Here is a 23,745-nt window from a genome sequence, read left to right on the forward strand (position 1 = left end):
TATAGTTCCAACTATAAGTCCTTTTGGTAAGCCATCCAAAAGGACTTTTTTTTTGTCCAACAATACGAAAACATTAAAATAAATTATAAAAACAATAAGTATCAAAATTTAAAATTAATAACACTAATATTAAAATCTAATCATCATGAGTACACAAAAATTTGCAACAAACGCATTACACGCAGGACACGACGTAACAAAAAACGCAGGAACTAGAGCCGTTCCTATTTATCAAACCAGTTCTTATGTTTTCAATAACTCGGAACATGCCGCTAATCTTTTTGGTCTTGCGGAATCGGGATTTATCTATACCAGATTGAATAATCCAACAAATGATATTCTGGAACAACGGTTAGCGACTTTAGAGGGAGGGATTGGAGCAGTAGTCACTGCATCAGGAACTGCCGCAATTGCCACAACGTTATTGGTATTGCTAAAAGCGGGTGACCATATTGTGGCTTCTAACAGCTTGTATGGCGGAACGTATAATTTATTAAAAGTTACGCTGCCAAGATTAGGTATCACCACCACATTTGTTGATCCATCCGATCCGGCTAATTTTAAAAATGCTGCGAAGGAAAATACCAGAGCATTCTTTGTGGAATCTTTGGGGAATCCAAAATTAGATGTATTGGATTTGAAAGCTATTTCGGCTGAAGCCAAAGCATTCAAAGTGCCTTTTATTGTTGATAATACGGTTGCGTCTCCGTATTTACTGAACCCAATTCAATATGGAGCCGATGTTGTTATTCACTCTTTGACGAAATACATAACAGGTAACGGAACTTCCCTGGGAGGTGTTATTATTGATGCAGGAAATTTTGATTGGACGAATGGGAAATTCCCGGAATTTACAGAACCTTCTGCGGGTTATCATGGATTAGTCTATCACGAAGCACTTGGAAATGCAGCTTTCATTGCTAAAGTTCGTATAGAAGGGTTGCGGGATTATGGTGCTGCTTTGAGTCCGTTCAATGCGTTCCAGATTATTCAAGGATTAGAAACGTTGCCTATTCGAGTTCAAAGACATAGCGATAATGCTTTGGCTTTAGCCCAATGGTTGGAAAATCAGGAAGAGGTGGCATGGGTAAATTATCCGGGATTGAAATCGAGTAAATATTATCTTTTAGGACAGGAATATTTGCCAAAGGGGCAAAGCGGAGTAGTTACTTTTGGATTAAAAGGAGGATTTGAAGCTGCTAAAAAAGTAGCCGATGAAACTAAAATATTCTCTCTTCTTGCGAATATTGGCGATACAAAATCACTGATTATTCATCCTGCCAGTACCACACACCAGCAATTGTCTGACGAGGAACAAATTGCAACGGGAGTTTCTAAAGATTTAATCCGACTTTCTGTTGGTTTAGAAGATATAGAAGATTTGAAAGGGGATTTGAAAGCCGTTTTCGAAAGTATAAAAAAATCTCAATTGGTATAAAAGTTTGTTTTTTGGTAGTTAAACTGTCTTTGGTTTATTGGTCAGGCCAAAGGCGGTTTTTCTTAAAAATAGGGAACAGAAATGTGTAGTAAGAATTTGTCACCATCAAAATCAAATTTTAATCAATTCAGTCTTAAAAATTATTTAAAATGAAAAATATAGAAAAAATAGATCTCTTTAATTTTGATTTAGAAATAGGGAAGCAGAAACCATACATTTCTTTATCGTATCAAGTTTTTGGTCAGCCTATTGGTGGTTATCCAATTATTGTAGTGAATCATTCTTTAACAGGAAATTCAAATATTAGTGGTGAAAAGGGCTGGTGGAATGGTATAATAGGAGAAAATAAAGCCATTGATACTAATTATTTTACGGTTATCGCTTTTAATATTCCTGGAAATGGATATGATGATGTCATTGGAAATCTTATCGATAATTACCGTGATTTTACCGTTCGTGACATTGCTCGGATTTTTTGGGAAGGATTGTCTTTTTTGAAAGTTGAAAATCTTTTTGCTGTTATTGGCGGAAGTCTGGGAGGTGCAATTGCATGGGAAATGGCAGTTTTGCAACCTGATAAAATTGAAAATCTAATTCCTATTGCTACAGATTGGAAAGCTACAGATTGGGTAATTGCGAATGTTTTGATTCAAGATCAAATTCTTAATCACTCGGATGACCCGATTGTGGATGCTCGATTACATGCTACATTATTGTATAGAACGCCAGAATATGTGAATCAAAGATTTCAGAGAAATAAACTGGACAATTCTTCTATTCTCCAAATCGAAAATTGGTTGCTTGATCATGGGTTTAAATTGAAAGACAGGTATCGATTGGCAGCTTATAAATTGATGAATCATTTGCTGAAAACGAATGATATTACCCGCAATAGAAAAGATTTTTTGGCTGTAGCCAATACTATTCAAGCGAATATTCATCTTGTAGCAATTGATTCGGATTACTTGTTTATTGTTGATGAAAGCCGCAAAACCTATTTTGGATTGAAAAATATAAAGCAAAATGTTTTCTATCACCAAATCCAATCCATTCATGGGCATGATGCTTTTTTAATAGAATTCAATCAATTGTCAGATATTTTAAACCCCATTTTGAACAATCACAAACAACCAAATTATGTCAACGCTTAGAATAAACGTCGTGCTTTTTGGAATAGGAAATATAGGAGGCGCATTAATACAGCAAGTCCTGGAAAGTCAGCAATTTTTTCTTGAAAAGAAGAATATCGAATTGCGTTTTCCAATAATAACCAATTCCAGTTTAGCTTTTTTTGAAAAAGAAGGCTTGAAAAATACTTGGGAAGCTAATTTTGCGCAATCGGCAATTCCTTTCCGAGTGGAAGATATTATCGAGTATACAGAAAACCAAGGATTAGAAAATTTAATTGCTATTGATGCTACTGCCAGTCCAGAATTGGTAAAATCCTATATCTCATTAATACAAAACGGATTTCATATAGTATCTGCTAATAAAATTGCCAATACTTTGCATCATGATTTTTACAAAGAAATCCGTAGAAACTTAAAGAAGTTCGATAAAAGTTATTTGTACGAAACGAGTGTAGGTAAAGGTTTGCCAATTATTAATACCATTAGGGACTTGCATTTTTCAGGTGAAAAAATCACGAAGATACGTGGTGTTTTTTCCAGTTCATTGAGTTATATCTTTAATAGATTCGGAAATGAAAAGCTTCCTTTTTCGAAAGTTCTTCAAGACGCTGAAAAACTAGGTTACACTAATACCGATTCTCGGGAAGACTTATCCGGAAATGATGTTGCCGAAAAATTATTGGTTTTAGCCAGAGAAATCGAACTACAAGTTGAGATTACTGAGGTAAAAATCACGTCTTTATTGCTGCCAAATCTAAATAAAAAACACAAAAAATCAGAATACGCTTCTCGTAAAGATTTATTTGATGCACCTTATAAAATTGCAAAATTGACTCAAAAAGAAAACCATGTTTTAAGATATATAGGAGAAATAGATGTTGAAAGTAATACTCTCGAAGTCAAATTAGTTTCTGAGCCAATTAATTCCGCTCTCGGTCAATTAAAAGGAACGGATAATTTAGTTGAAATTTATACTAAATCTAATGGTGTGAATCCAATCATAATTCACGGCGGAGGTATAGGAAAGCAAATTGTTGCTCGTGGTGTGCTCAACGATATTTTGAAAATTACAGATCGAATGCAACAATTGGATCAAACGAAATATAAAGAAACAGTTTGGTTGTAATCACGATTGTAATTGCTGTTAAATTTTTTGACTTTTATTTGGAAAATTCAAAAACAATTAGCATATTTGCTATAAGAAAAAAAACAAAGATGAAATTTAATGTGTGCAATATGTCAAAAGCCATTCAGGAGAAATCCTGCGGGTCGCTTGTTGCTTAAATTTAAATTAAAAATTTATATAGCAAAAGCCTCCCGGATAACGGGAGGCTTTTTTTTTGAAATGCATCGGTCGTGATTTTTTAAACATAAAAAAACAAGAATAAAATGAATACGTTAAATCTACAGAAAACAAATAATTCCAAGGTCAAAAACATGATTTGTGCCAATGCCATTATGTGTATTCACGTCTGTTGATTCCAGAAGTATAAGTTTATAACACAACTTAAAACCCTTTTGGATATCTATCTAAAAGGGTTTTTTCATTTATTCTGAATTTGTTTCAGAATCTATAATTAATTAAAAAGAAAAAAATAACAGCTAATATCTTAAAATTATGAGAACATTAAAATATTTCCCAAGAACCTTTCGGTTGCTAAAAAACTTTAGTTTCAGGAACAAAACAGAAAATAGTAGCGATTCAAAAAATGAATTGATTCATCCAAGATTTGAAGTGTCAAAAAACGATCCTTTGGCACAAAAAATAGTACCAAATTCTTTGCTTTTTCTAATGTATTCAGAAGAGAATGAAGAGCTTTTTATTTAAAAAATCGAATTTCAAGATTGGTTTTGATTCCTTGATATTGTTACTTAAAGTTGTTTTTTCGACGAAGTAGAAAGCCCATGTACTGGTACTATTCCTTCGTCGAAAAGGCAATTGTGAGTTGCTTTTCCAGATTGTTTTTCAATGAAACAATTAGAATCAATTCTTATAAAAATTTGTTTCTTAAAAAAAATAGTAGTTAATTTGTGCCTTTAAGTTCAGAACTGTATTGAAATGTTATAAAGAAAGGCAGAGGGATTAGACCCGATGAAGCCTTAGCAACCCTTCGATTTATCGAAGAAGGTGCTGCATTCTACCACATCATAATGTGGAAAGATAACACTAAGAATTCTCCTAGTTTACTTCTAGCTTTCTTTCTAATATTTCCAGACACAAATCATAAAATCATAAAAGATTTGAAATTGGAAAATAAACCAACACCTATTACATTACAAAATTTCACCACCGAAAGTGGGGCTTTTTATGCTACCTTAAACTTAAGTTTTCAAGTTTTTGGTCCGGCTTTGCATACTGCTCCAATAGTTTTGGTAAATCATGCGTTGACTGGAAATTCCCAAGTTGTGGGAGAGAACGGTTGGTGGAATGATTTAATTGGTGAAAACAAAACCATAGATACTACTAAATACACGATACTGGCTTTTAACGTTCCCGGAAATGGTTTTGATGCTACCATCATTGAAAATTATTTAGATTTTAATACCAGAGATATTGCCAGAATTTTTATTGAAGGGATTCATTTTCTTAAAATAAAACAACTGTACGCTATTATTGGTGGATCAGTTGGTGGCGGAATTGCTTGGGAAATAGCGGCTTTGGAACCAAAAATCACACAACATTTAATTCCTATCGCGACGGATTGGAAATCGACAGATTGGTTGATAGCCAATTGCTTTTTGCAGGAGCAAATTCTAAATAATTCTTCGAAGCCTATTGAAGATGCTCGGATTCATGCGATGCTTTGTTATAGAACTCCGGAATCGTTCAAGTCAAAATTTGGTAGAACTACTAATGCCGAATTAGCCATTTTTAATATAGAAAGCTGGTTGTGTCATCACGGTGAAAAACTCCAAAAACGATTCCAACTTTCATCTTATAAAATGATGAATCAATTGCTTAAAACAATAGATATTACTCGAAACAGCGATTCATTTGAAGCAATTGCATCTAAAATTGAAGCTGATATTCACATTATTGGAATTGATTCAGACTTGTTTTTTACGGTAAGTGAAAATAGAGCGACTTATGAGGAATTAAAAAAATATAAAAATAATGTCACCTATCAAGAGATTGTTTCCATTCACGGACATGATGCTTTTTTGATAGAATATAAACAATTAGATAATTTGCTTGCCTCCATTTTTTAGGGGTGACACCATATAAAAACATACACAATGAAAATATTAAAATTTGGAGGTAAATCTTTATCGAATGGCGAGGGAATAAATAAAGTAGTCGCTATTATTACTGATAAAGTAAATCAAGGAGAAAAAATTGCTATAGTAGTTTCGGCAAGAGGAAATGCTACAGATGAACTGGAAGAAATTTTAGGAGTTGCTTCTAAAAATGGTAATTATAAAGAATTATTTGAAGACTTTAAAAAATACCAACAAGACGATTATGATGAAGTTGATTTGTCAGAAGAATTCAATGTTCTTGAAAAACTTTTTGAAGGTGTAAGTTTAATTGGGGATTACAGTAATAAAATTAAAGACCAAGTACTTTCTAAAGGGGAGTTGCTTTCTGCAAAATTACTGACGGCTATTTTAATTAAAAATGGAGTAAATGCGCGTTTTGCTGATTCAAGAGAATTGATTAAAACGGATTCGAAATTTGGAGACGCACAACCTTTGGAACAACTTTCGAAGAAAAACGTAATCAATTATTTCAAACAAAATAACGGAACAACAGTCAACATTGTTACTGGATTTATTGGTTCAAATAGTAAAAATGACACTACGACTTTAGGAAGAAACGGCAGTAATTATACCGCTTCATTGATAGCTAATTATATCGATGCCGAAGAACTACAGAATTATACGCATGTTGACGGAATTTATACTGCTAACCCCGATTTAGTTCCTGATGCTAAAAAAATAGATCATTTGACTTTTAACGAAGCGAATGAATTGGCTAATTTTGGAGCAACGATACTGCATGCCAAAACGATTATTCCTTTATTGGAAAAAAACATTCCGCTTCGTATTCTTAATACATTCAATCACGAAAATAAAGGAACATTAATTACTTCTAATTCTAACAAAGAAGGAATTAAAACCCTTTCAGTACTTGAAAATGTATCGTTAGTAAATCTGGAAGGTAGAGGATTGCTTGGAAAAACTGGTGTTGATGCCCGTATTTTCAGAGTGATGGGCGACAATGATATTAGTGTAAGTATTATTTCTCAAGGTTCTTCTGAAAGAGGAATTGGATTGGTAGTTGATGCTGATAAAGCGACAAAAGCAATGATTGAACTGGAGAAAGAATTCGAAAATGATTTCTACTCGAAGGATGTGAATAAAATCACGGTTACTGATAATGTTTCGGTGATTTCTATCATTGGTCAGGATTTAAGTACGTTCCATAAGCCTTACACGGCATTGATAAAAAATAAAATTGTCCCTATACTTTTCAATAATACAGTTACGGGTAAAAACGTGAGTTTGGTGGTTAAAAAATCGCAACTTCACAAAGCGTTAAATGTGATTCACGGGGAGATTTTTGGAGTTTCTAAGAAAATTAATATTGCCATTTTTGGACATGGTTTAGTAGGTGGAACTTTGATTAACCAAATACTGGAATCAGCAGCAACGATTGAGAAAAGAAAAGATATAAAACTGAATGTTTTTGCAATTGCAAATTCTAAAAACGTTCTTTTAAATAAAAATGGCGTTACTCCAAATTGGAGAAATGAAATTCAAAATAATGGTTTCTCCTACACAATTGAGGATGTAATTGCTTACGCAAATGAACATCATTTAGAAAATTTAATAGCTATTGATAATACAGCAAGTCCTGCTTTTGTAGAAAATTATATTTCTTTGATAGAAAGTGGTTTTGATTTGATTTCGTCCAATAAAGTGGCGAATACATTAAGTTATAGCTTTTATAAAAAACTGCGAAAAGTGTTGGCGGATAATCAAAAGAGTTATTTGTATGAAACCAATGTTGGAGCGGGATTACCATTAATTGATACGATAAAATTATTGCATCTTTCAGGCGAAAATATCACAAAGATTAAAGGAGTTTTCTCTGGTACATTGAGTTATTTGTTCAACAATTTCTCTGCGAAGGACGTTCCGTTTAGCGAAGTTTTAAAAGAAGCTATCGATAATGGATATACAGAACCAGACCCAAGAGAAGATTTGTGTGGAAATGATGTAGGTAGAAAATTATTGATTTTGGCAAGAGAATTAGACTTGCAAAATGAGTTTGAAGAAATTGAAATTCAGAATTTAATTCCAGAACATTTACGAGAAGGTGATGCTTCTAATTTTTTAAATAAACTGACGGAATTTGATCCAATTTATGCTAAAATAAAAGCGGAGCAAAAACCAAATCACGTGTTGCGATACATAGGTGAATTATCAGGTGATTTGCAAAATGACAAAGGAAATCTAGAAGTGAAGTTAGTTTCTGTACCTTCGGATACCGCTTTGGGTGGATTAAAAGGTTCTGATTCTTTCTTCGAAATTTACACGGAATCGTATGGTGACAGACCAATTGTAATTCAAGGAGCAGGCGCAGGATCTGCAGTAACGGCGAGAGGTGTTTTTGGTGATATTTTGAGATTGTCAGATAAAGGGTAATGATTTAAGATTTAAAAAACAACAAAATGAAAATAACACTTAACAGAATAAACGACAACTTTCACTTTGAATTAAAAAACGAAAGAGGTCATGTAGTAAATGTTGATAGTCGTCCTGAATTTGGCGGGAATGATATGGGTGCAAGTCCAATGGAATTAGTATTAATGGGTGTTGCAGGTTGCAGCGCAATTGATATGATTTCGATTTTAAAAAAACAACGTCAAGAAATTACCTCTTTCAAAGCTGAGGTAGAAGGGGAACGCGTACAAGTAGGAGAGGCAAAACCATTCAAGGATATTCATGTTGTGTTTTATCTGGAAGGTCCAATTAATGAAGAAAAAGCAGCAAGAGCAGCGCAACTTTCTTTTGAGAAATATTGTTCGGTTTCAAAAACATTGGAACCAAACGCAACGATACATTATAAAGTAGTTTTGAATAATAAATCATTATAGTTTAAATAAAGTTGTTGGTATTTGCGATTCCAACAACTTTAAAACTTAAACTTTAAACTAAAAAATAAAAATGAACGAACAAGATTTTGGTTTTGAAACCCAAGCCATCCGTACCCAATTAGAAAGGTCACAGTATCAAGAGCATTCTGTGCCTTTGTATTTATCATCCAGTTTTGTATTTGAAGATGCCGAAGACATGCGGGCTTCTTTTACAGAAGAAAAAGAACGTAATATTTACAGCCGTTTCAGCAATCCTAATACAACTGAATTTGTAGAGAAAATTTGCAAAATGGAAGGTGCCGAAGCCGGTTATGCTTTTGCAACAGGAATGGCAGCCGTATATTCTACTTTTGCAGCTTTGTTGAATTCAGGGGATCATATTGTTTCTGCAAGTAGTGTTTTTGGTTCTACGCACGCTTTGTTTATGACTTATTTTCCAAAATGGAATATCGAAACCTCGTATTTTGATATTAATAAGCCGGAAACTATCGAGAGTTTCATTAAACCAAATACTAAAATATTGTATGCCGAGTCACCTACGAATCCTGCGGTAGATGTTATTGATTTGGAATTATTAGGAGCAATTGCCAAAAAACACAATTTGATATTGATTATCGATAATTGTTTTGCAACGCCTTATATTCAGCAGCCTATAAAATGGGGAGCGCATTTAGTGGTGCATTCAGCTACCAAATTAATTGATGGACAAGGAAGAGTTTTGGGCGGAGTAACAGTAGGTAGCGAAGATTTGATCCGTCAAATTTATTTATTTTCTAGAAATACAGGACCAGCTTTGTCACCGTTTAATGCTTGGATTTTATCTAAAAGTTTAGAAACGTTAGTAGTTCGTGTCGAAAAACATTGCGAAAATGCTTTGAAAGTAGCTGAATTTCTAGAAAATAATCCGAATGTGAACAGCGTGAAATATCCGTTCTTGAAATCGCATCCAAAATATGAAATAGCCAAAAAACAAATGCTTTTGGGAGGCAACATTATTGCTTTTGAAATTAAAGGCGGAATAGAAGCAGGGCGACAATTTTTGGATAAAATAAAACTTTGTTCCCTTTCGGCAAATATTGGTGATACCAGAACAATTGTAACGCATCCAGCTTCTACAACACACAGTAAATTATCTGTTGAAGAACGTTTGGCTGTGAGCATTACTGATGGACTCGTACGTGTTTCAGTAGGTTTAGAAACAGTGAAAGATGTAATTGCTGATTTGGAGCAAGCGCTTTCGTAATTTTTTTTAATGAAAGATTAACGATTTTTGATTGTAGATTTAATACCTGTCAAAAATCGTTAATCTCCATTCACCATTCTTAAATCAAAAAGTATATTTTTGTTGGTACAATAAAAGACATGTTGATTTCGGATTAGTTTAAAATTTGAAATCAACAATTGTTAAACAACAATCTTAATTCACTTCAATATGCTTTCAAAGAAAACAAAATACGGAATAAAAGCGTTGTCATTTTTGGCTCGTCAAGAGAATCAAACCCCGGTTCCCATTTCGGATATTGCAAAAAGTGAAAATATTTCTATTAAGTTTTTGGAAAGTATTTTATTACTCTTACGTTATTCTGGTTTTTTGGGAGCAAAAAAAGGAAAAGGCGGAGGTTATTACCTGATTAAAGAGCCAAAAGATATTAATATGGCTCATGTATACCGCATTCTTGAAGGGCCTATAGCGCTATTGCCATGTGTAAGTCATAACTTTTATGAAAAATGTGATGATTGTATTGATGAGGTAAATTGTTCCGTTCATAGGCTAATGACTGAAGTGCGTGATAATACCTTAATGATATTGGAAAACAATTCATTAGCTGATATTACATTTTAGTCTATTCTGTCAAATAAAATAGTATAAAAAAAGACCATTTCATTGAATTAACCCAATGAAATGGACCTTTTTTTGTAAAAGATAAGGTGATCAAAAATGGATTATTGGACTATTTTTATATGTCAATTTCAATTAAAATATTTCGTTATAAAAGCTAAAAAACTAATTTATACCCCACGAAAAATAACATTATTGCAATGGCATTTCGAAGGAATAAATCAGGTACTTTTCCACTCAACATACTTCCAATAAAAATCCCAGGAAGTGATCCTATTAATAGCTGTCCTAGTAGCCCTAAATCTAAATTCCCCATTGAGGCGTGCCCTATTCCAGCAACAAGAGTTAATGGTACTGCATGGGCAATCTCTGTTCCAACTAATCTCGGAGTTGGTAAAAGAGGGTATAGGAAAAATAAAGTTACGGTGCCTAAAGCACCAGCTCCTATCGAAGTTAGGGTCACAGTTGCTCCCAGCATTACACCAATAGCGATAGTTAATACATTTTGAGTTTTACTCTGACTATGGAATTTATCACCAGCATGTTTTTGAGAAAAAACTAAGAGTTTCTTTTTGAACAAAATGGCTATCGAAGTAAAAAGTAGCGCCCAACCCAAACTGTATTTTATTACAGCATTTATAGTTGAAATGTCTGTTTTAATACTATTCAATATCCATAAAGTTAGTAAAGCTGCAGGAACACTCCCTAAAGTAAGCCAACCGGTGATGGACCAATTTATATTGCCTTTTTTATGATGTACAAACACGCCGCCTAATTTAGTAAAAGCCGCATACAATAAATCAGTTCCAACAGCAGTTGTTGGTGGAATACCAAACCATAATAAAATAGGAGTCATCAAAGATCCGCCTCCCACACCTGTCAATCCTACCACAAAACCAACTACTAAACCTGCAACAATTAATCCTAATTGAAAATCCATAAAAGAAATTTTTGACAAAAATAATAACTATTTTATAATTATCCTATAGATTTGGTAGACTTTATAAAGTATATTTAAAAAATAAAAAATTAATGTAAAAAATTCAAATATTATTTTGTAATATAGAAATAAGTAGTACTTTTGCATAGTAATCTACTAAACCGATAGGGTAATAGATTTTGTAATTAAACCAATAAAATGAGCGCAGCAATAGTAACTACTTTATTAGAAAAAACAGCAAATTTCTCTATCGAGGAAACGTTTGCTTTTTTGGCTAATGAATACAAAGACAAAGTGGTTTTTTCAACCTCTTTTGGACAGGAAGATCAAGTGATTACGGCTTTAATTGCCAAAAATGATTTGCCGATTACCATTTTTACTTTGGATACAGGAAGATTATTTCAAGAAACGTATGATGTTTTTCATAAGACCTTGAAAAAATATAAAATAGACATTAAAACCTATTTTCCGGAAGCTAGCGCTGTAGAAGAATTATTAAATAAAAAAGGTCCAAACAGTTTCTATGAATCAGTTGAGAATAGAAAAGAATGTTGTTTTATTCGAAAAGTAGCACCGTTGACTAAGGCATTAAAAGGAAATGAAATTTGGATTACCGGTTTACGTGCAGAACAATCGGAAAACAGAAATGATTTGGCGGCCTTTGAATACGATGCGCATTTCAATATCATAAAATTCAATCCATTATTGAAATGGACTTTGGCAGACGTTCAGAAATATATTGATGATAATAATGTGCCACAAAACGCTTTACACAAAAAAGGGTTTGTTAGCATTGGTTGTGCGCCTTGCACTAGGGCCATAGCCGAAGGCGAAGATATCAGAGCAGGAAGATGGTCATGGGAATCGAGTCATAAAGAATGTGGTTTACACCAAAAATAAAAGTTTAATCGTTTAGACGAAAACAGATTAACAAAAAAACAAATTACCAAATAAACAAAGAATGATGAGTTCAATATTAAAAACAAACGCTTTAGAAAGCGAAGCGATATACATTTTTAGAGAAGTTATTTCTCAATTTGACAAACCAGTTTTGCTTTTCTCTGGTGGAAAAGATTCAATTACATTGGTACGTTTAGCACAGAAAGCCTTTTTTCCCGCTAAAATTCCTTTTCCATTGTTACACGTAGATACAGGACATAACTTTCCTGAAACTATTGCGTTTAGAGATAAATTAGTAGCTGAATTAGGATTGGAATTAATCGTTCGTAATGTGCAGGACGCTATAGATGAAGGGAAAGTTGTAGAAGAGTCTGGGAAATATTCTAGCAGAAACAGTTTGCAAACGACTACATTATTGGATGCTATCGAAGAATTCAAATTTGACGCTTGTATTGGTGGAGCTCGTAGAGATGAAGAAAAAGCAAGGGCTAAAGAACGTATTTTTTCTGTTCGTGATGATTTTGGTCAATGGGATGAAAAAAACCAACGTCCAGAATTGTTTGATTTATTGAATGGAAAAATTGAAAATGGTCAAAACGTACGTGTTTTTCCAATTTCAAACTGGACTGAATTAGATGTTTGGAGTTATATCGAACAAGAGCAAATAGAAATTCCATCGATTTACTTTTCGCATAAGCGTAAAGTATTTATAAGAGATGGTATGATTTGGTCACATTCTCCATTTGTATACCAAGAAGAAGATGAAGAAATCGAAGAAAGAATTGTTCGTTTTAGAACTGTTGGAGATATGAGTTGTACTGCTGCCGTTGATTCTTATGCAGCAACTATTCAAGAAGTGGTTGGTGAAATTAGATCTTCAACTATTTCTGAAAGAGGAGCCAGAATTGATGACAAACGTTCTGAAGCTGCGATGGAAAAAAGAAAACAACAAGGGTATTTTTAGAATCCCCACTCCAGCCCTCCCCGAAGGGAAGGGAGCCTAAACTGGATTAATGTTGGTTTTGAGTTTTGGGAAAAGAATTTAGAAAATAAAAAGTAGAATAGTAATATATAAAAATATACCAGACTCGTCTCCCTTCCCTTCGGGGAGGGTCGGGGAGGGGAAAATATAACGGTAATATGGAAGTTTTAAAAATAGCAACAGCAGGAAGTGTGGATGACGGGAAAAGTACATTAATCGGGAGATTATTATACGATACAAAATCGTTGACTACAGATAAGATTGAAGCAATAGAAAAAAGCAGCAAGCAAAAAGGATACGATTACTTAGATTTTTCTTTGGCTACCGATGGTTTAGTTGCTGAAAGAGAACAAGGAATCACGATTGATGTGGCTCACATTTATTTTTCGACTGCAAAGAAAAGTTATATCATTGCGGATACTCCGGGTCACGTAGAATATACACGTAATATGGTTACCGGAGCGTCAACTTCACAAGTTTCAATTATTTTGATTGATGCTCGTAAAGGAGTAATTGAGCAAACCTACCGTCACTTTTTTATCAATAATTTATTGAGAGTAAAAGATGTAATTGTTGCGGTAAACAAAATGGATTTAGTTGATTATTCAGAAGAAGTATACAACAAAATTAAAGCTGACTTTCAGGCATTAAATGCAAAGAGCGCTTTCAAAGAACAAAATGTAAGTTACATTCCGTTAAGTGCAATCAATGGGGGTAATGTTGCCGATAAATCGGAGAATATGCCTTGGTACACAGGACAAACGGTTTTGGAACATTTGGAATCTTTAGAACCAAATGATATCTACGAAAACGGAATCGCACGTTTCCCTGTTCAAACAGTAATCCGACCAAAAACCGAGGAATATCACGATTTTAGAGGGTATGCCGGAAAATTATACGGGAACAATATTAAAGTTGGGGATGCCGTAACGGTACTTCCTTCTTTAACAGAATCTACAGTAACGAATATTCACTTTTTTGACAAGCAATTTGATGAAGCTACGGCTGGTTCTTCTATCACTATCGAATTAGATAATGACATCAATGTAACGAGAGGTGATATGATTGTAAAATCTAATGAACTTCCTAAAATTGAAAAAGACATCACAACAACTGTTTGTTGGATGGACAGTAAAAAATTAGTTGCAGGTGCAAAATATTATGTGCAACACAACAGCAATAGAGTTTTAGCAAAAATTGATAGTGTAAAAAACGTAATCGCAACCGATTATTCTGGAACAACTCCAGCGACTCAATTAGCTATAAATGAAATTGGAGAAGTAACTATTAAATTGAGCAAAGCCATTTATTTTGATGCCTATACGGACAACAAATCAAACGGTGCTTTTATCTTAATAGATGCTGCAACCAACACAACAGCAGGAGTTGGATTTATTAAATAGTTACTGGCTGACGGTTTTGAGTTGATAGTTATGCTACCAACAACCATCAATCAACAACAATAAACTAAAAAGATATGCAAAGTTTTAGAACCGAAATAGAAGATCCGATTGTCCAAAAAGAGATTATCGATTTAGAGAAAAAAATTCATTCATTCCGAAGTGGACAAATTGACGATGAGCGTTTTCGTAGTCTTCGTTTGGCACGTGGTATTTACGGTCAACGTCAAGAAGGCGTACAAATGATTCGTATTAAATTGCCTTACGGAAAAGTGACTAGTGAGCAATTGAAAAGAATTACTGAAGTGTCAGATAAATATTCTACGGGACGTTTACACATTACTACCCGTCAGGATATTCAAATTCACTATGTGAGTTTAGACAGAACACCTGAGCTTTGGTCAGAATTAGCCAAAGATGATATCACTTTGAGAGAAGCTTGTGGAAACACAGTGCGTAATATTACTGGTAGCGAATTAGCTGGTGTAGATGTTGACGAGCCTTTTGACGTATCACCTTATGCACACGGTTTGTTTCAATATTTATTGCGTAACCCAATTTGTCAAGAAATGGGGCGTAAGTTCAAAATATCATTTTCGTCTTCTGATAAAGATACTGCGTTGAGTTATTTACACGATTTAGGATTTATTCCAAAAATTGTAAATGGCGAAAAAGGTTTCAAAATAATGTTTGCTGGTGGTTTAGGTTCTCAACCAAGTCACGCTGAATTGCTTTCAGAATTTGTACCGGTGAATCAAATTATTCCAACTGCCGAAGGTATAATTAGAGTTTTTGACCGTTACGGAGAAAGAGCAAAACGTTTGAAAGCACGTATGAAATTCTTAATTAAAGACTTAGGTCGTGATGAGTTTTTACGTTTGGTTGACGAAGAGAAAAAAGCTTTGCCTTTTCATACATACGAAATAGATACTACCGCTTTTGAAGGACCAATTACAGAACCTTTGTTGGCAGTGCCATCAGTAACGATTGGTGATGTTGAAGCTTTTGAAGCTTGGAAAAAATCGAATGTGATTGCACAAAAACAAGCAGGATATGTAGCTATTGGTATTAAAGTGCTTTTAGGAGATTTTTATACAGACAAAGCAAGATTATTAGCTGATTTGATTAAAAATTACGGTGCTAATGAATTGCGTTTTTCTCTAAGACAAAACATCGTTTTGCGTAATATTAAAGAAGAAAATCTAGCGTTCTTTTATCAAGAATTGGCTAAATTGGATTTTGTTGCTTTAGGATATGACACTATCGGAGATATCACGGCTTGTCCGGGAACGGATACTTGTAATTTAGGTATCGCAAGTAGTACAGGTATTGCAGATGAATTAGAAAGAGTATTAAAAACGGAATACCCACAATACAGCAACAATCAAGAAATCGCAATTAAAATTAGCGGTTGTATGAATGCTTGTGGACAACACAATATGTCTGAAATTGGTTTCCAAGGAATGTCAATTAATGCAGGAAAACTAGTTGCTCCAGCACTTCAGGTATTATTAGGTGGAGGGAATTTAGGAAATGGAGTAGGACGTTTTTCTGATAAAGTAATCAAAATTCCAAGTAGAAGAGGGCCAGATGCGTTGCGTTTTATTTTAAATGATTTTGATGCCAATGGAAACGGACAATCATTCTTGAATTATTACGATGCCAAAGGAGAGAAATATTTCTACGAATTCTTGAAGCCATTAGCCGATTTGACTAATCTTACCGAAGCTGATTTTGTAGATTGGGGAAATGCTGATAACTACGTAAAAGCAGTTGGAGTTGGAGAATGTGCTGGTGTTGTAATTGATTTAGTGGCTACATTATTATTGGAAGCCAAAGATAAATTAACTTTCGCACAAGAAGCTTTCGAAGATAAAAAATGGGCAGATGCGATTTATTTAGCCTACGCAGGTTTTGTAAATGGGGCGAAAGCAATATTATTGGCTGAAAACCAAAAAACGAATCACCATGCTGGAATTATCGATTTGTTTGATACTGTTTTTGTCGAAAGCAAAAAAATAGAATTGGATTCAAGCTTCAAAGATTTGGTTTATCAAATCAAAGCGAATGAGCCTTCTGAGGAATTTGCACAAAAATACATTCAAGAAGGAGTTGCATTTTTTGATAAAATAGAAAAATACAGAGCAAAAGATTTAGCTGATGCATAATACAATAAAACCAAAAGTAACTTTAGTGGGTGCTGGTCCCGGTGACCCAGATTTGCTTACTCTGAAAGGAGTAAAAGCACTTGCTGAAGCGAATGTGGTTTTGTATGATGCGCTGGCCAATGAAGAAATAATGAATCACGCGCCAAAAAATGCCATAAAAATATTTGTGGGAAAAAGAATTGGAACACATGAATATTCGCAAGATCAAATCAATCAGTTGATTGTAGATAATGCGCTTACGTATGGAAATGTGGTTCGGTTAAAAGGTGGCGATCCGTTTATTTTTGGCCGTGGAAGCGAAGAAATAGAATTCGCAGAAAGTTTTGGAATCCCTACATTTGTAGTGCCCGGAATTTCATCAGCCATTGCAGTTCCCGCTTATCAAGGAATTTCTTTGACAAAAAGAGGCGTTTCCGAAAGTTTTTGGGTTATTACAGGCACAACTTCCGACAGGAATTTGTCCGATGATGTAGCGCTTGCAGCGCAATCATCAGCAACAGTTGTGATTTTGATGGGAATGAGTAAATTGGCGCAAATTGTGTCATTATTCCAAAAAGAATCTAAAGGAGAAACTCCTGTTGCGATTATTCAAAACGGAACTACTCCACAAGAAAAAGTGGGTGTTGGAACGATTAATACTATCCAACAAGTTGTAGTGGAGAATAAATTAAGTTCACCAGCAATAATTGTTATTGGAGAAGTGGTAAAAGAGAGTAACAAGTTCAAAGGGTTTTACGAGGAATTTATAGCATCTGAAATAAGATAATAATGGAACAAAACGAATTATATCCAATATTTTTAAAATTACACAACCTCAATGTACTTATTGTAGGTGGAGGAAATGTAGGTTTAGAAAAGTTATCGTTTATGCTAAAATCCAGTCCAAATGCAAATGTTGAGGTGGTAGCACCAAAGTTTTTGTCTGAACTGGAAGAATTGGTTAAAAAGCATCCTTCGGTGAAATTGACGAAAGCCAAGTTCAAGAAAAAGATGTTGAAGAAACGGCACATGGTTATTGCTTGTACCGATGATTTAAAAGTCAATAAACGCGTATTCGACTTATCTCGAAAAAGATATTTGATTTGTAACATTGCTGATACGCCGCCATTATGTGATTATTATTTGGGAGGAATCGTAACCAAAGGAAATGTCAAAATAGCGATTTCAACAAACGGTAAGTCTCCGACTACTGCCAAAAGATTGCGGGAGTTTTTTGAAGAAATAATTCCGGACGATATCAATAAAATGGTCGAAAACCTAAATGAATATCGCAAAACGCTGAAAGGAAATTTCGAAGAAAAAGTTCAAAAAATGAATGAAATTACCGAAGCGTTAAAAAATAAAGAATAAAAGAGCCAATAAGTAACGAATGATATTTATCATTTAAAACAGTAAAAATCAATCGTTAATTTGCAGTAAAATAGTTTAGCATAATTACACATATAAAGAATAAAAAAATGGTTAAAACAGACATATTAATTATAGGAGCCGGACCAACAGGTTTATTTGCAGTTTTTGAAGCAGGATTGTTAAAACTAAAATGTCACATTTTAGACGCACTGCCACAAGCGGGCGGACAACTTTCAGAATTGTATCCAAAAAAACCTATTTATGATATTCCAGGATTTCCTGAAGTATTAGCGGGTGATTTAGTTGATAATTTGATGGAACAAATCAAACAATTCGAACCAGGTTTTACGCTGGGCGAACGTGCAGAAACTATAGCAAAACAAGAAGACGGAAGTTTTATTGTAACCTCAAATAAAGGAAAGAAATTTCATGCTTCAGTTGTTGCGATTGCGGGTGGATTAGGAAGTTTTGAACCAAGAAAACCACTTATCGAAGACATTGAATTTTACGAAGATAAAGGGATAAAATATTTCATCAAAAATCCAGAGAAATTCAGAGACAAAAGAGTTGTAATTGCCGGAGGTGGTGATTCTGCTTTGGACTGGAGTATTTTCTTGTCTAATGTAGCTTCTGAGGTGACTTTGATTCACAGAAGAAATGAATTTAGAGGAGCATTAGATTCTGTAGAAAAAGTCCAAGAGTTGAAAGATTTAGGAAAAATACGAATGATCACGCCTGCGGAAGTAATTGGTTTGAACGGAGCCGAACATTTAGAATCAATTGATATTGAGGAAAATGGGGCACACCGTACCATTGAAACAGATTATTTTATTCCACTTTTTGGATTAACTCCAAAATTAGGTCCTATTGGAGACTGGGGATTAGATATTGAAAAAAATGCAATCAAAGTAAATAATGCTTTGGATTACCAAACGAATATTCCTGGAATTTTTGCCATTGGTGACGTAAATACATACCCGGGAAAATTAAAATTGATTCTTTGTGGATTCCACGAAGCGACTTTAATGTGTCAGGCAGCATACCAAATTATCAATCCAGGTAAGAAATATGTATTAAAATATACTACAGTTTCTGGTGTTGACGGATTTGACGGAACCCGTAAAGAGGCTCCAAAAGCAGTGGTAAAAGCCATAGTATAAAACTAGTAAAAAAATATAGCGTTAATACTTGCAAGTATTAACGCTATGTCTTTACTTTGCAGTGTTCCTATTTTTATTGAAAGTTATCACGAAAGGCGGAGGGAAAGACCCGATGAAACCTTAGCAACCCTTTATCTTTAAAGAAGGTGCTACATTCTACTTTATACTGAATTATTCAGCATTTAAGATAGATAACACAAGAATACTTCCACAGTATTTCTCAAACCTTTTCTTGACAAACATATCGATATTTACTTACTGAATTTATTTCAGTATCAGGAGCGAATGATTGGCGCAATTTTTGCCGTCATTGTTCCCGCTTTTCGTTGCAAACGAAGTTCACTGAACTCCGCTTAAAATGAAAGTTTAGTGAAGTAATCTTTTACTTTTTTTAAAGAAAAAAGTAAAAGGATTTACACTGCAAACGTAGTTTATCGAACTCCTATGAAAATAGGAATTAAGTGAGATAATCGGGGCTAAAGAGTAAAAATTTGTGTTTTTTTGGTTTTATTTCAACCATCAAAACACAACAATAACAAAATAAAATGTCAAGTATTCAAGAAGCCATTAAAAAAAACATACTCATACTCGATGGAGCTATGGGAACGATGTTACAACGTTACAATTTTTCCGAAGAAGATTTTCGTGGAGAGCGTTTCAAAGATTTTCCACATTCCTTAAAAGGAAACAACGATTTGTTGTCACTTACACAACCACAAGCCATCAAAGCAGTCCACGCAGCTTATTTTGAAGCGGGTGCTGATATCGTTGAAACCAATACGTTCTCAGGAACCACGATTGGTATGGCGGATTATTATCTGGAAGAATACGTTTATGAACTCAACTACGAATCGGCAAAAATTGCCCGTGAAGTAGCCGATGAATTTACTGCCAAAAATCCGGATAAACCTCGTTTTGTAGCAGGTTCAATAGGACCAACAAACAGAACGGCGAGTATGTCACCAGATGTAAACGACCCAGGTTATAGAGCCGTAACTTTTGATGATTTGCGTATTGCTTACAAGCAACAAGTAGAAGCCTTAATGGACGGCGGTTGCGATTTACTTTTGGTGGAAACTATTTTCGACACTTTAAATGCCAAAGCAGCCCTTTTCGCTATCGAAGAAGTCAAAGATGAACGCAATATCGATATTCCTATCATGGTTTCAGGAACAATTACCGATGCTTCAGGAAGAACACTTTCAGGACAAACGGTAGAAGCTTTTTTGGTTTCAGTTTCACACATTCCATTGTTAAGTGTAGGATTCAATTGTGCTCTGGGTGCGGATTTATTAAAACCATATTTGCAAACCTTGTCTCAAAACACTTCTTTCAACGTGTCAGCACATCCTAATGCAGGATTGCCAAACGCATTTGGAGAGTACGATGAAACGCCGGAACAGATGCAAGCATTTATCAAAGAATATTTAGACGATAATTTAGTAAATATCATAGGCGGTTGTTGCGGAACAACGCCAGAACATATAAAGTTGATTGCTGATATTGCAAAGGATTATAAACCTCGAGTTTCGACAGCAACAATGTAACGAAGAGACGCAAAGTATTGCGTCTGAATTATAGCCTCGATGTATTGGAATTAGTGAATTTGAGGCAAAAAAAAATAAAAAATGGCACAAGCAGAAACTAGAAAAAACCTTGTATTATCGGGATTAGAGCCTTTAATCATTACGCCACAAAGCGTTTTTGTGAATATTGGTGAACGAACCAATGTTACAGGTTCTAGAAAATTCCTTCGATTAATTAAGGAAGAAAAATACGAAGAAGCACTCAGTATTGCTAAAGAACAAGTAGAAGGTGGCGCACAAATCATCGATATTAATATGGATGAAGGAATGCTTGATGGCGAATATGCCATGACAAAATTCCTGAATTTGATTGCTGCCGAACCTGATATTTCCAGAGTGCCAATAATGATTGATAGCTCGAAATGGGATATCATCGAAGCGGGTCTGAAAGTAGTACAAGGAAAGAGTGTTGTGAATTCCATTTCTTTGAAAGAAGGGGAAGAGCAATTTATTCATCATGCTAAATTGATTAAGCGTTACGGTGCTGCAGCAATTATAATGGCTTTTGATGAGGTAGGACAAGCAGATAATTACGAACGTCGAGTAGAAATTTGCCAACGTTCATATGATATATTAGTGAATAAAGTTGGTTTTCCTCCACAGGATATTATTTTCGATTTGAATATATTTCCCGTAGCTACAGGAATGGAAGAACACCGCCTGAATGCTTTGGATTTCTTTAGAGGAACGAAATGGGTTAGAGAGAATCTTCCACATGCGCACATTAGTGGTGGTGTGAGTAATGTTTCGTTTTCGTTTAGAGGAAATGACACGGTGCGGGAAGCGATGCACTCCGTTTTCTTGTACCATGCTATTCAAAACGGAATGACGATGGGAATTGTAAACCCAGAGATGCTTTCTATTTACGACGAAATTCCAAAGGATTTATTAGAACACGTTGAGGATGTAATCCTAAACCGTCGTGATGATGCAACCGAAAGATTATTGGATTTTGCAGAGAATGTAAAAGGAGATGTAAAGAGTAATGAAAAAGCAGTTCAAGAATGGCGTTCGGGAACCGTTCAAGAACGAATTACACACTCACTTGTAAAAGGAGTCGATGCCTTTATAGAACTAGATGTTGAAGAAGCTCGATTGGCTGCTACAAAACCTATTGAAGTTATCGAAATTAACTTGATGACAGGAATGAATGTTGTAGGTGATTTGTTTGGTTCTGGTAAAATGTTTTTGCCACAAGTAGTAAAATCAGCGCGGGTGATGAAAAAAGCCGTGGCCTATTTGTTACCTTATATCGAAGCAAGCAAACAAGCGGGTGACAAGCAAGGAAATGGAAAAATCCTGATGGCAACCGTAAAAGGCGATGTGCATGATATTGGTAAAAATATTGTTAGCGTGGTGCTGGCGTGTAATAATTATGAAATAGTAGATTTGGGCGTAATGGTGCCACCTGAAAAAATTATTGCAGCTGCCATTGAGCACAACGTGGATATTATTGGATTAAGCGGATTAATCACGCCGTCACTGGACGAAATGGTATATCTCGCCAAAGAATTAGATAAACGAGGAATGAAAATTCCGGTAATGATTGGTGGAGCAACAACTTCTAGAGCACATACTGCCGTGAAAATTGCGCCTCAATATAGAGAAACGGTAATTCATGTAAACGATGCTTCGAGAGCCGTGACAGTGGCCGGAAGTTTATTAAACAAGGATAGAAAGATATACGCAAGCGATATTAGAGCGGAATATGATGCGTTTAGAGAAACATTTTTGAATCGTTCGCGTGATAAAAATTTCCTGACCATTGAGCAAGCACGTAAAAATAAATTGCAGTTGGATTGGGCCAATTTTACTCCTGTAAAACCAAATGTAATTGGAGAACAAACTATCGAAGTCGATTTGGATGTTTTGGTTCCTTATATTGACTGGACTCCATTTTTTAGAACATGGGAATTGTTCGGAAAATACCCTGCGATTTTAACGGATGAGGTAGTAGGAGAGCAAGCAACGTCTGTTTTTGCAGATGCACAAGAAATGTTGGAAGTTATTTTGAGAGAAAAGAAACTAACCGCTAAAGGAATTTACGGAATTTTCCCTGCGAATCAAATCAACGATGATGATATTGAATTGACTGATGAAAACGGAAAACCATTGCAGACATTCTTAACTTTACGTCAGCAATCACAAAAAACGAAAGGAGCTCCCAATATTGCATTGGCCGATTTTATTGCTCCAAAAGAAAGTGGAAAAGTTGATTATATGGGTGCATTTTGCGTAACCACCGGTTTTGGTGTGGATGAATGGGCAGCTGAATTCGAAAGAGATTTAGACGATTATAATTCAATTATGGTAAAAGCATTGGCGGATCGTTTTGCGGAAGCTTTCGCCGAATATTTGCACGAAAAAATTCGTAAAGAAATTTGGGGTTATTCGTCAGATGAAGCGTTGAGTACAGAGGCAATGATTGCTGAAGATTACAAAGGAATTCGTCCGGCACCAGGATATCCGGCTTGTCCTGACCATTTAGAAAAACCTACCATTTGGAAATTACTAAATGTAGAACAAGAAATAGGAGTGACTTTAACGGAAAGTATGGCGATGTGGCCGGCTTCTTCGGTATCTGGTTACTATTTTGGAAATCCGGAAAGTAAGTATTTTGGACTTGGAAAAATAAAAGAAGACCAAGTTATTGATTATGCCAAACGTAGAAGCGTTTCAACAGAAGTAGCCATGAAATGGTTGAACCCAAATATAGCAGATTAAAAAATAGTTTAAAGTTAAAGTTG

Annotated in this window: 19 protein-coding genes and 2 riboswitches; of the genes, 18 read left to right on the top strand and 1 reads right to left on the bottom strand. The window is 34.8% G+C overall.

All coding sequences use genetic code 11. The annotated features are described in order from the left end of the window. Positions 1-145 precede the first annotated feature (145 nt). From OA85_RS15800 to OA85_RS15840, 9 genes are all read left to right on the top strand, one after another. Complete coding sequence (locus OA85_RS15800; protein WP_039110808.1) at positions 146-1,438, top strand: O-acetylhomoserine aminocarboxypropyltransferase/cysteine synthase family protein; 1,293 nt, start codon at positions 146-148, stop codon at positions 1,436-1,438. A 149-nt stretch (positions 1,439-1,587) separates the two neighbouring features. After that, entirely contained in the window at positions 1,588-2,589 is a 1,002-nt protein-coding gene (locus OA85_RS17530; protein WP_039110809.1) for an alpha/beta fold hydrolase, read from the top strand. Continuing rightward, positions 2,576-3,694 (top strand): aspartate kinase, encoded by a 1,119-nt coding sequence (locus tag OA85_RS17535; protein ID WP_039110810.1) that lies wholly within the window; start codon positions 2,576-2,578, stop codon positions 3,692-3,694. Before OA85_RS17530 ends, OA85_RS17535 begins: the two co-directional genes overlap by 14 nt. A gap of 492 nt (positions 3,695-4,186) precedes the next feature. Further along, on the top strand, positions 4,187-4,396 hold the full coding sequence (locus OA85_RS15815) for a hypothetical protein (protein WP_039110811.1): 210 nt from the start codon (positions 4,187-4,189) through the stop codon (positions 4,394-4,396). A 231-nt stretch (positions 4,397-4,627) separates the two neighbouring features. Next, positions 4,628-4,736: riboswitch (SAM riboswitch) on the top strand. Positions 4,737-4,815: 79 nt separating this feature from the next. After that, positions 4,816-5,778: an alpha/beta fold hydrolase gene (locus OA85_RS15820; protein WP_231557118.1), complete on the top strand. Its 963-nt coding sequence runs from the start codon at positions 4,816-4,818 to the stop codon at positions 5,776-5,778. Between the two features lie 27 nt (positions 5,779-5,805). Then, a complete protein-coding gene (thrA, locus tag OA85_RS15825; RefSeq protein WP_039110812.1) occupies positions 5,806-8,220 on the top strand; it encodes a bifunctional aspartate kinase/homoserine dehydrogenase I in 2,415 nt (804 codons plus the stop codon). A 26-nt stretch (positions 8,221-8,246) separates the two neighbouring features. Continuing rightward, positions 8,247-8,672, top strand: coding sequence for an OsmC family protein (locus OA85_RS15830; protein ID WP_039110813.1), 426 nt, complete (start codon positions 8,247-8,249; stop codon positions 8,670-8,672). A 70-nt stretch (positions 8,673-8,742) separates the two neighbouring features. Further along, a complete protein-coding gene (locus OA85_RS15835; RefSeq protein WP_039110814.1) occupies positions 8,743-9,915 on the top strand; it encodes a PLP-dependent aspartate aminotransferase family protein in 1,173 nt (390 codons plus the stop codon). 189 nt (positions 9,916-10,104) lie between these two features. Beyond that, positions 10,105-10,515, top strand: coding sequence for an Rrf2 family transcriptional regulator (locus OA85_RS15840; protein ID WP_039110815.1), 411 nt, complete (start codon positions 10,105-10,107; stop codon positions 10,513-10,515). 154 nt (positions 10,516-10,669) lie between these two features. Here the strand turns inward: OA85_RS15840 and OA85_RS15845 are convergent, their stop codons facing one another. Continuing rightward, entirely contained in the window at positions 10,670-11,452 is a 783-nt protein-coding gene (locus OA85_RS15845) for a sulfite exporter TauE/SafE family protein (protein WP_039110816.1), read from the bottom strand. 198 nt (positions 11,453-11,650) lie between these two features. Here OA85_RS15845 and OA85_RS15850 point away from each other — a divergent pair, with 198 nt between their 5' ends. The 9 genes from OA85_RS15850 (at position 11,651) to metH (ending at position 23,722) form a co-directional block, all read left to right on the top strand. After that, positions 11,651-12,352: a phosphoadenylyl-sulfate reductase gene (locus OA85_RS15850; protein WP_039110817.1), complete on the top strand. Its 702-nt coding sequence runs from the start codon at positions 11,651-11,653 to the stop codon at positions 12,350-12,352. A 64-nt stretch (positions 12,353-12,416) separates the two neighbouring features. Further along, a complete protein-coding gene (cysD, locus tag OA85_RS15855; RefSeq protein ID WP_039110818.1) occupies positions 12,417-13,316 on the top strand; it encodes a sulfate adenylyltransferase subunit CysD in 900 nt (299 codons plus the stop codon). Between the two features lie 176 nt (positions 13,317-13,492). After that, on the top strand, positions 13,493-14,737 hold the full coding sequence (locus tag OA85_RS15860) for a sulfate adenylyltransferase subunit 1 (protein ID WP_035668363.1): 1,245 nt from the start codon (positions 13,493-13,495) through the stop codon (positions 14,735-14,737). Between the two features lie 74 nt (positions 14,738-14,811). Further along, a complete protein-coding gene (locus OA85_RS15865) occupies positions 14,812-16,902 on the top strand; it encodes a HEPN domain-containing protein (RefSeq protein ID WP_039110819.1) in 2,091 nt (696 codons plus the stop codon). Continuing rightward, positions 16,895-17,668 (top strand): uroporphyrinogen-III C-methyltransferase, encoded by a 774-nt coding sequence (gene cobA, locus OA85_RS15870; protein ID WP_039110820.1) that lies wholly within the window; start codon positions 16,895-16,897, stop codon positions 17,666-17,668. Before OA85_RS15865 ends, cobA begins: the two co-directional genes overlap by 8 nt. Before the next feature lie 2 nt (positions 17,669-17,670). Next, positions 17,671-18,252, top strand: a complete 582-nt coding sequence (locus OA85_RS15875; RefSeq protein WP_039110821.1) for a bifunctional precorrin-2 dehydrogenase/sirohydrochlorin ferrochelatase — start codon at positions 17,671-17,673, stop codon at positions 18,250-18,252. Between the two features lie 107 nt (positions 18,253-18,359). Further along, a complete protein-coding gene (locus OA85_RS15880; RefSeq protein ID WP_039110822.1) occupies positions 18,360-19,412 on the top strand; it encodes an NAD(P)/FAD-dependent oxidoreductase in 1,053 nt (350 codons plus the stop codon). A gap of 80 nt (positions 19,413-19,492) precedes the next feature. Continuing rightward, positions 19,493-19,610: riboswitch (SAM riboswitch) on the top strand. A gap of 347 nt (positions 19,611-19,957) precedes the next feature. Then, positions 19,958-20,959: a homocysteine S-methyltransferase family protein gene (locus OA85_RS15885; RefSeq protein WP_039110823.1), complete on the top strand. Its 1,002-nt coding sequence runs from the start codon at positions 19,958-19,960 to the stop codon at positions 20,957-20,959. A gap of 81 nt (positions 20,960-21,040) precedes the next feature. After that, the gene (gene metH, locus OA85_RS15890) at positions 21,041-23,722 is read left to right on the top strand and encodes a methionine synthase (RefSeq protein ID WP_039110824.1); all 2,682 of its coding nucleotides are present in this window, start codon (positions 21,041-21,043) and stop codon (positions 23,720-23,722) included. Positions 23,723-23,745: the final 23 nt, after the last annotated feature.

Origin of the sequence: Flavobacterium sp. AED (assembly GCF_000812945.1) — a bacterium.
Lineage (GTDB): Bacteria > Bacteroidota > Bacteroidia > Flavobacteriales > Flavobacteriaceae > Flavobacterium.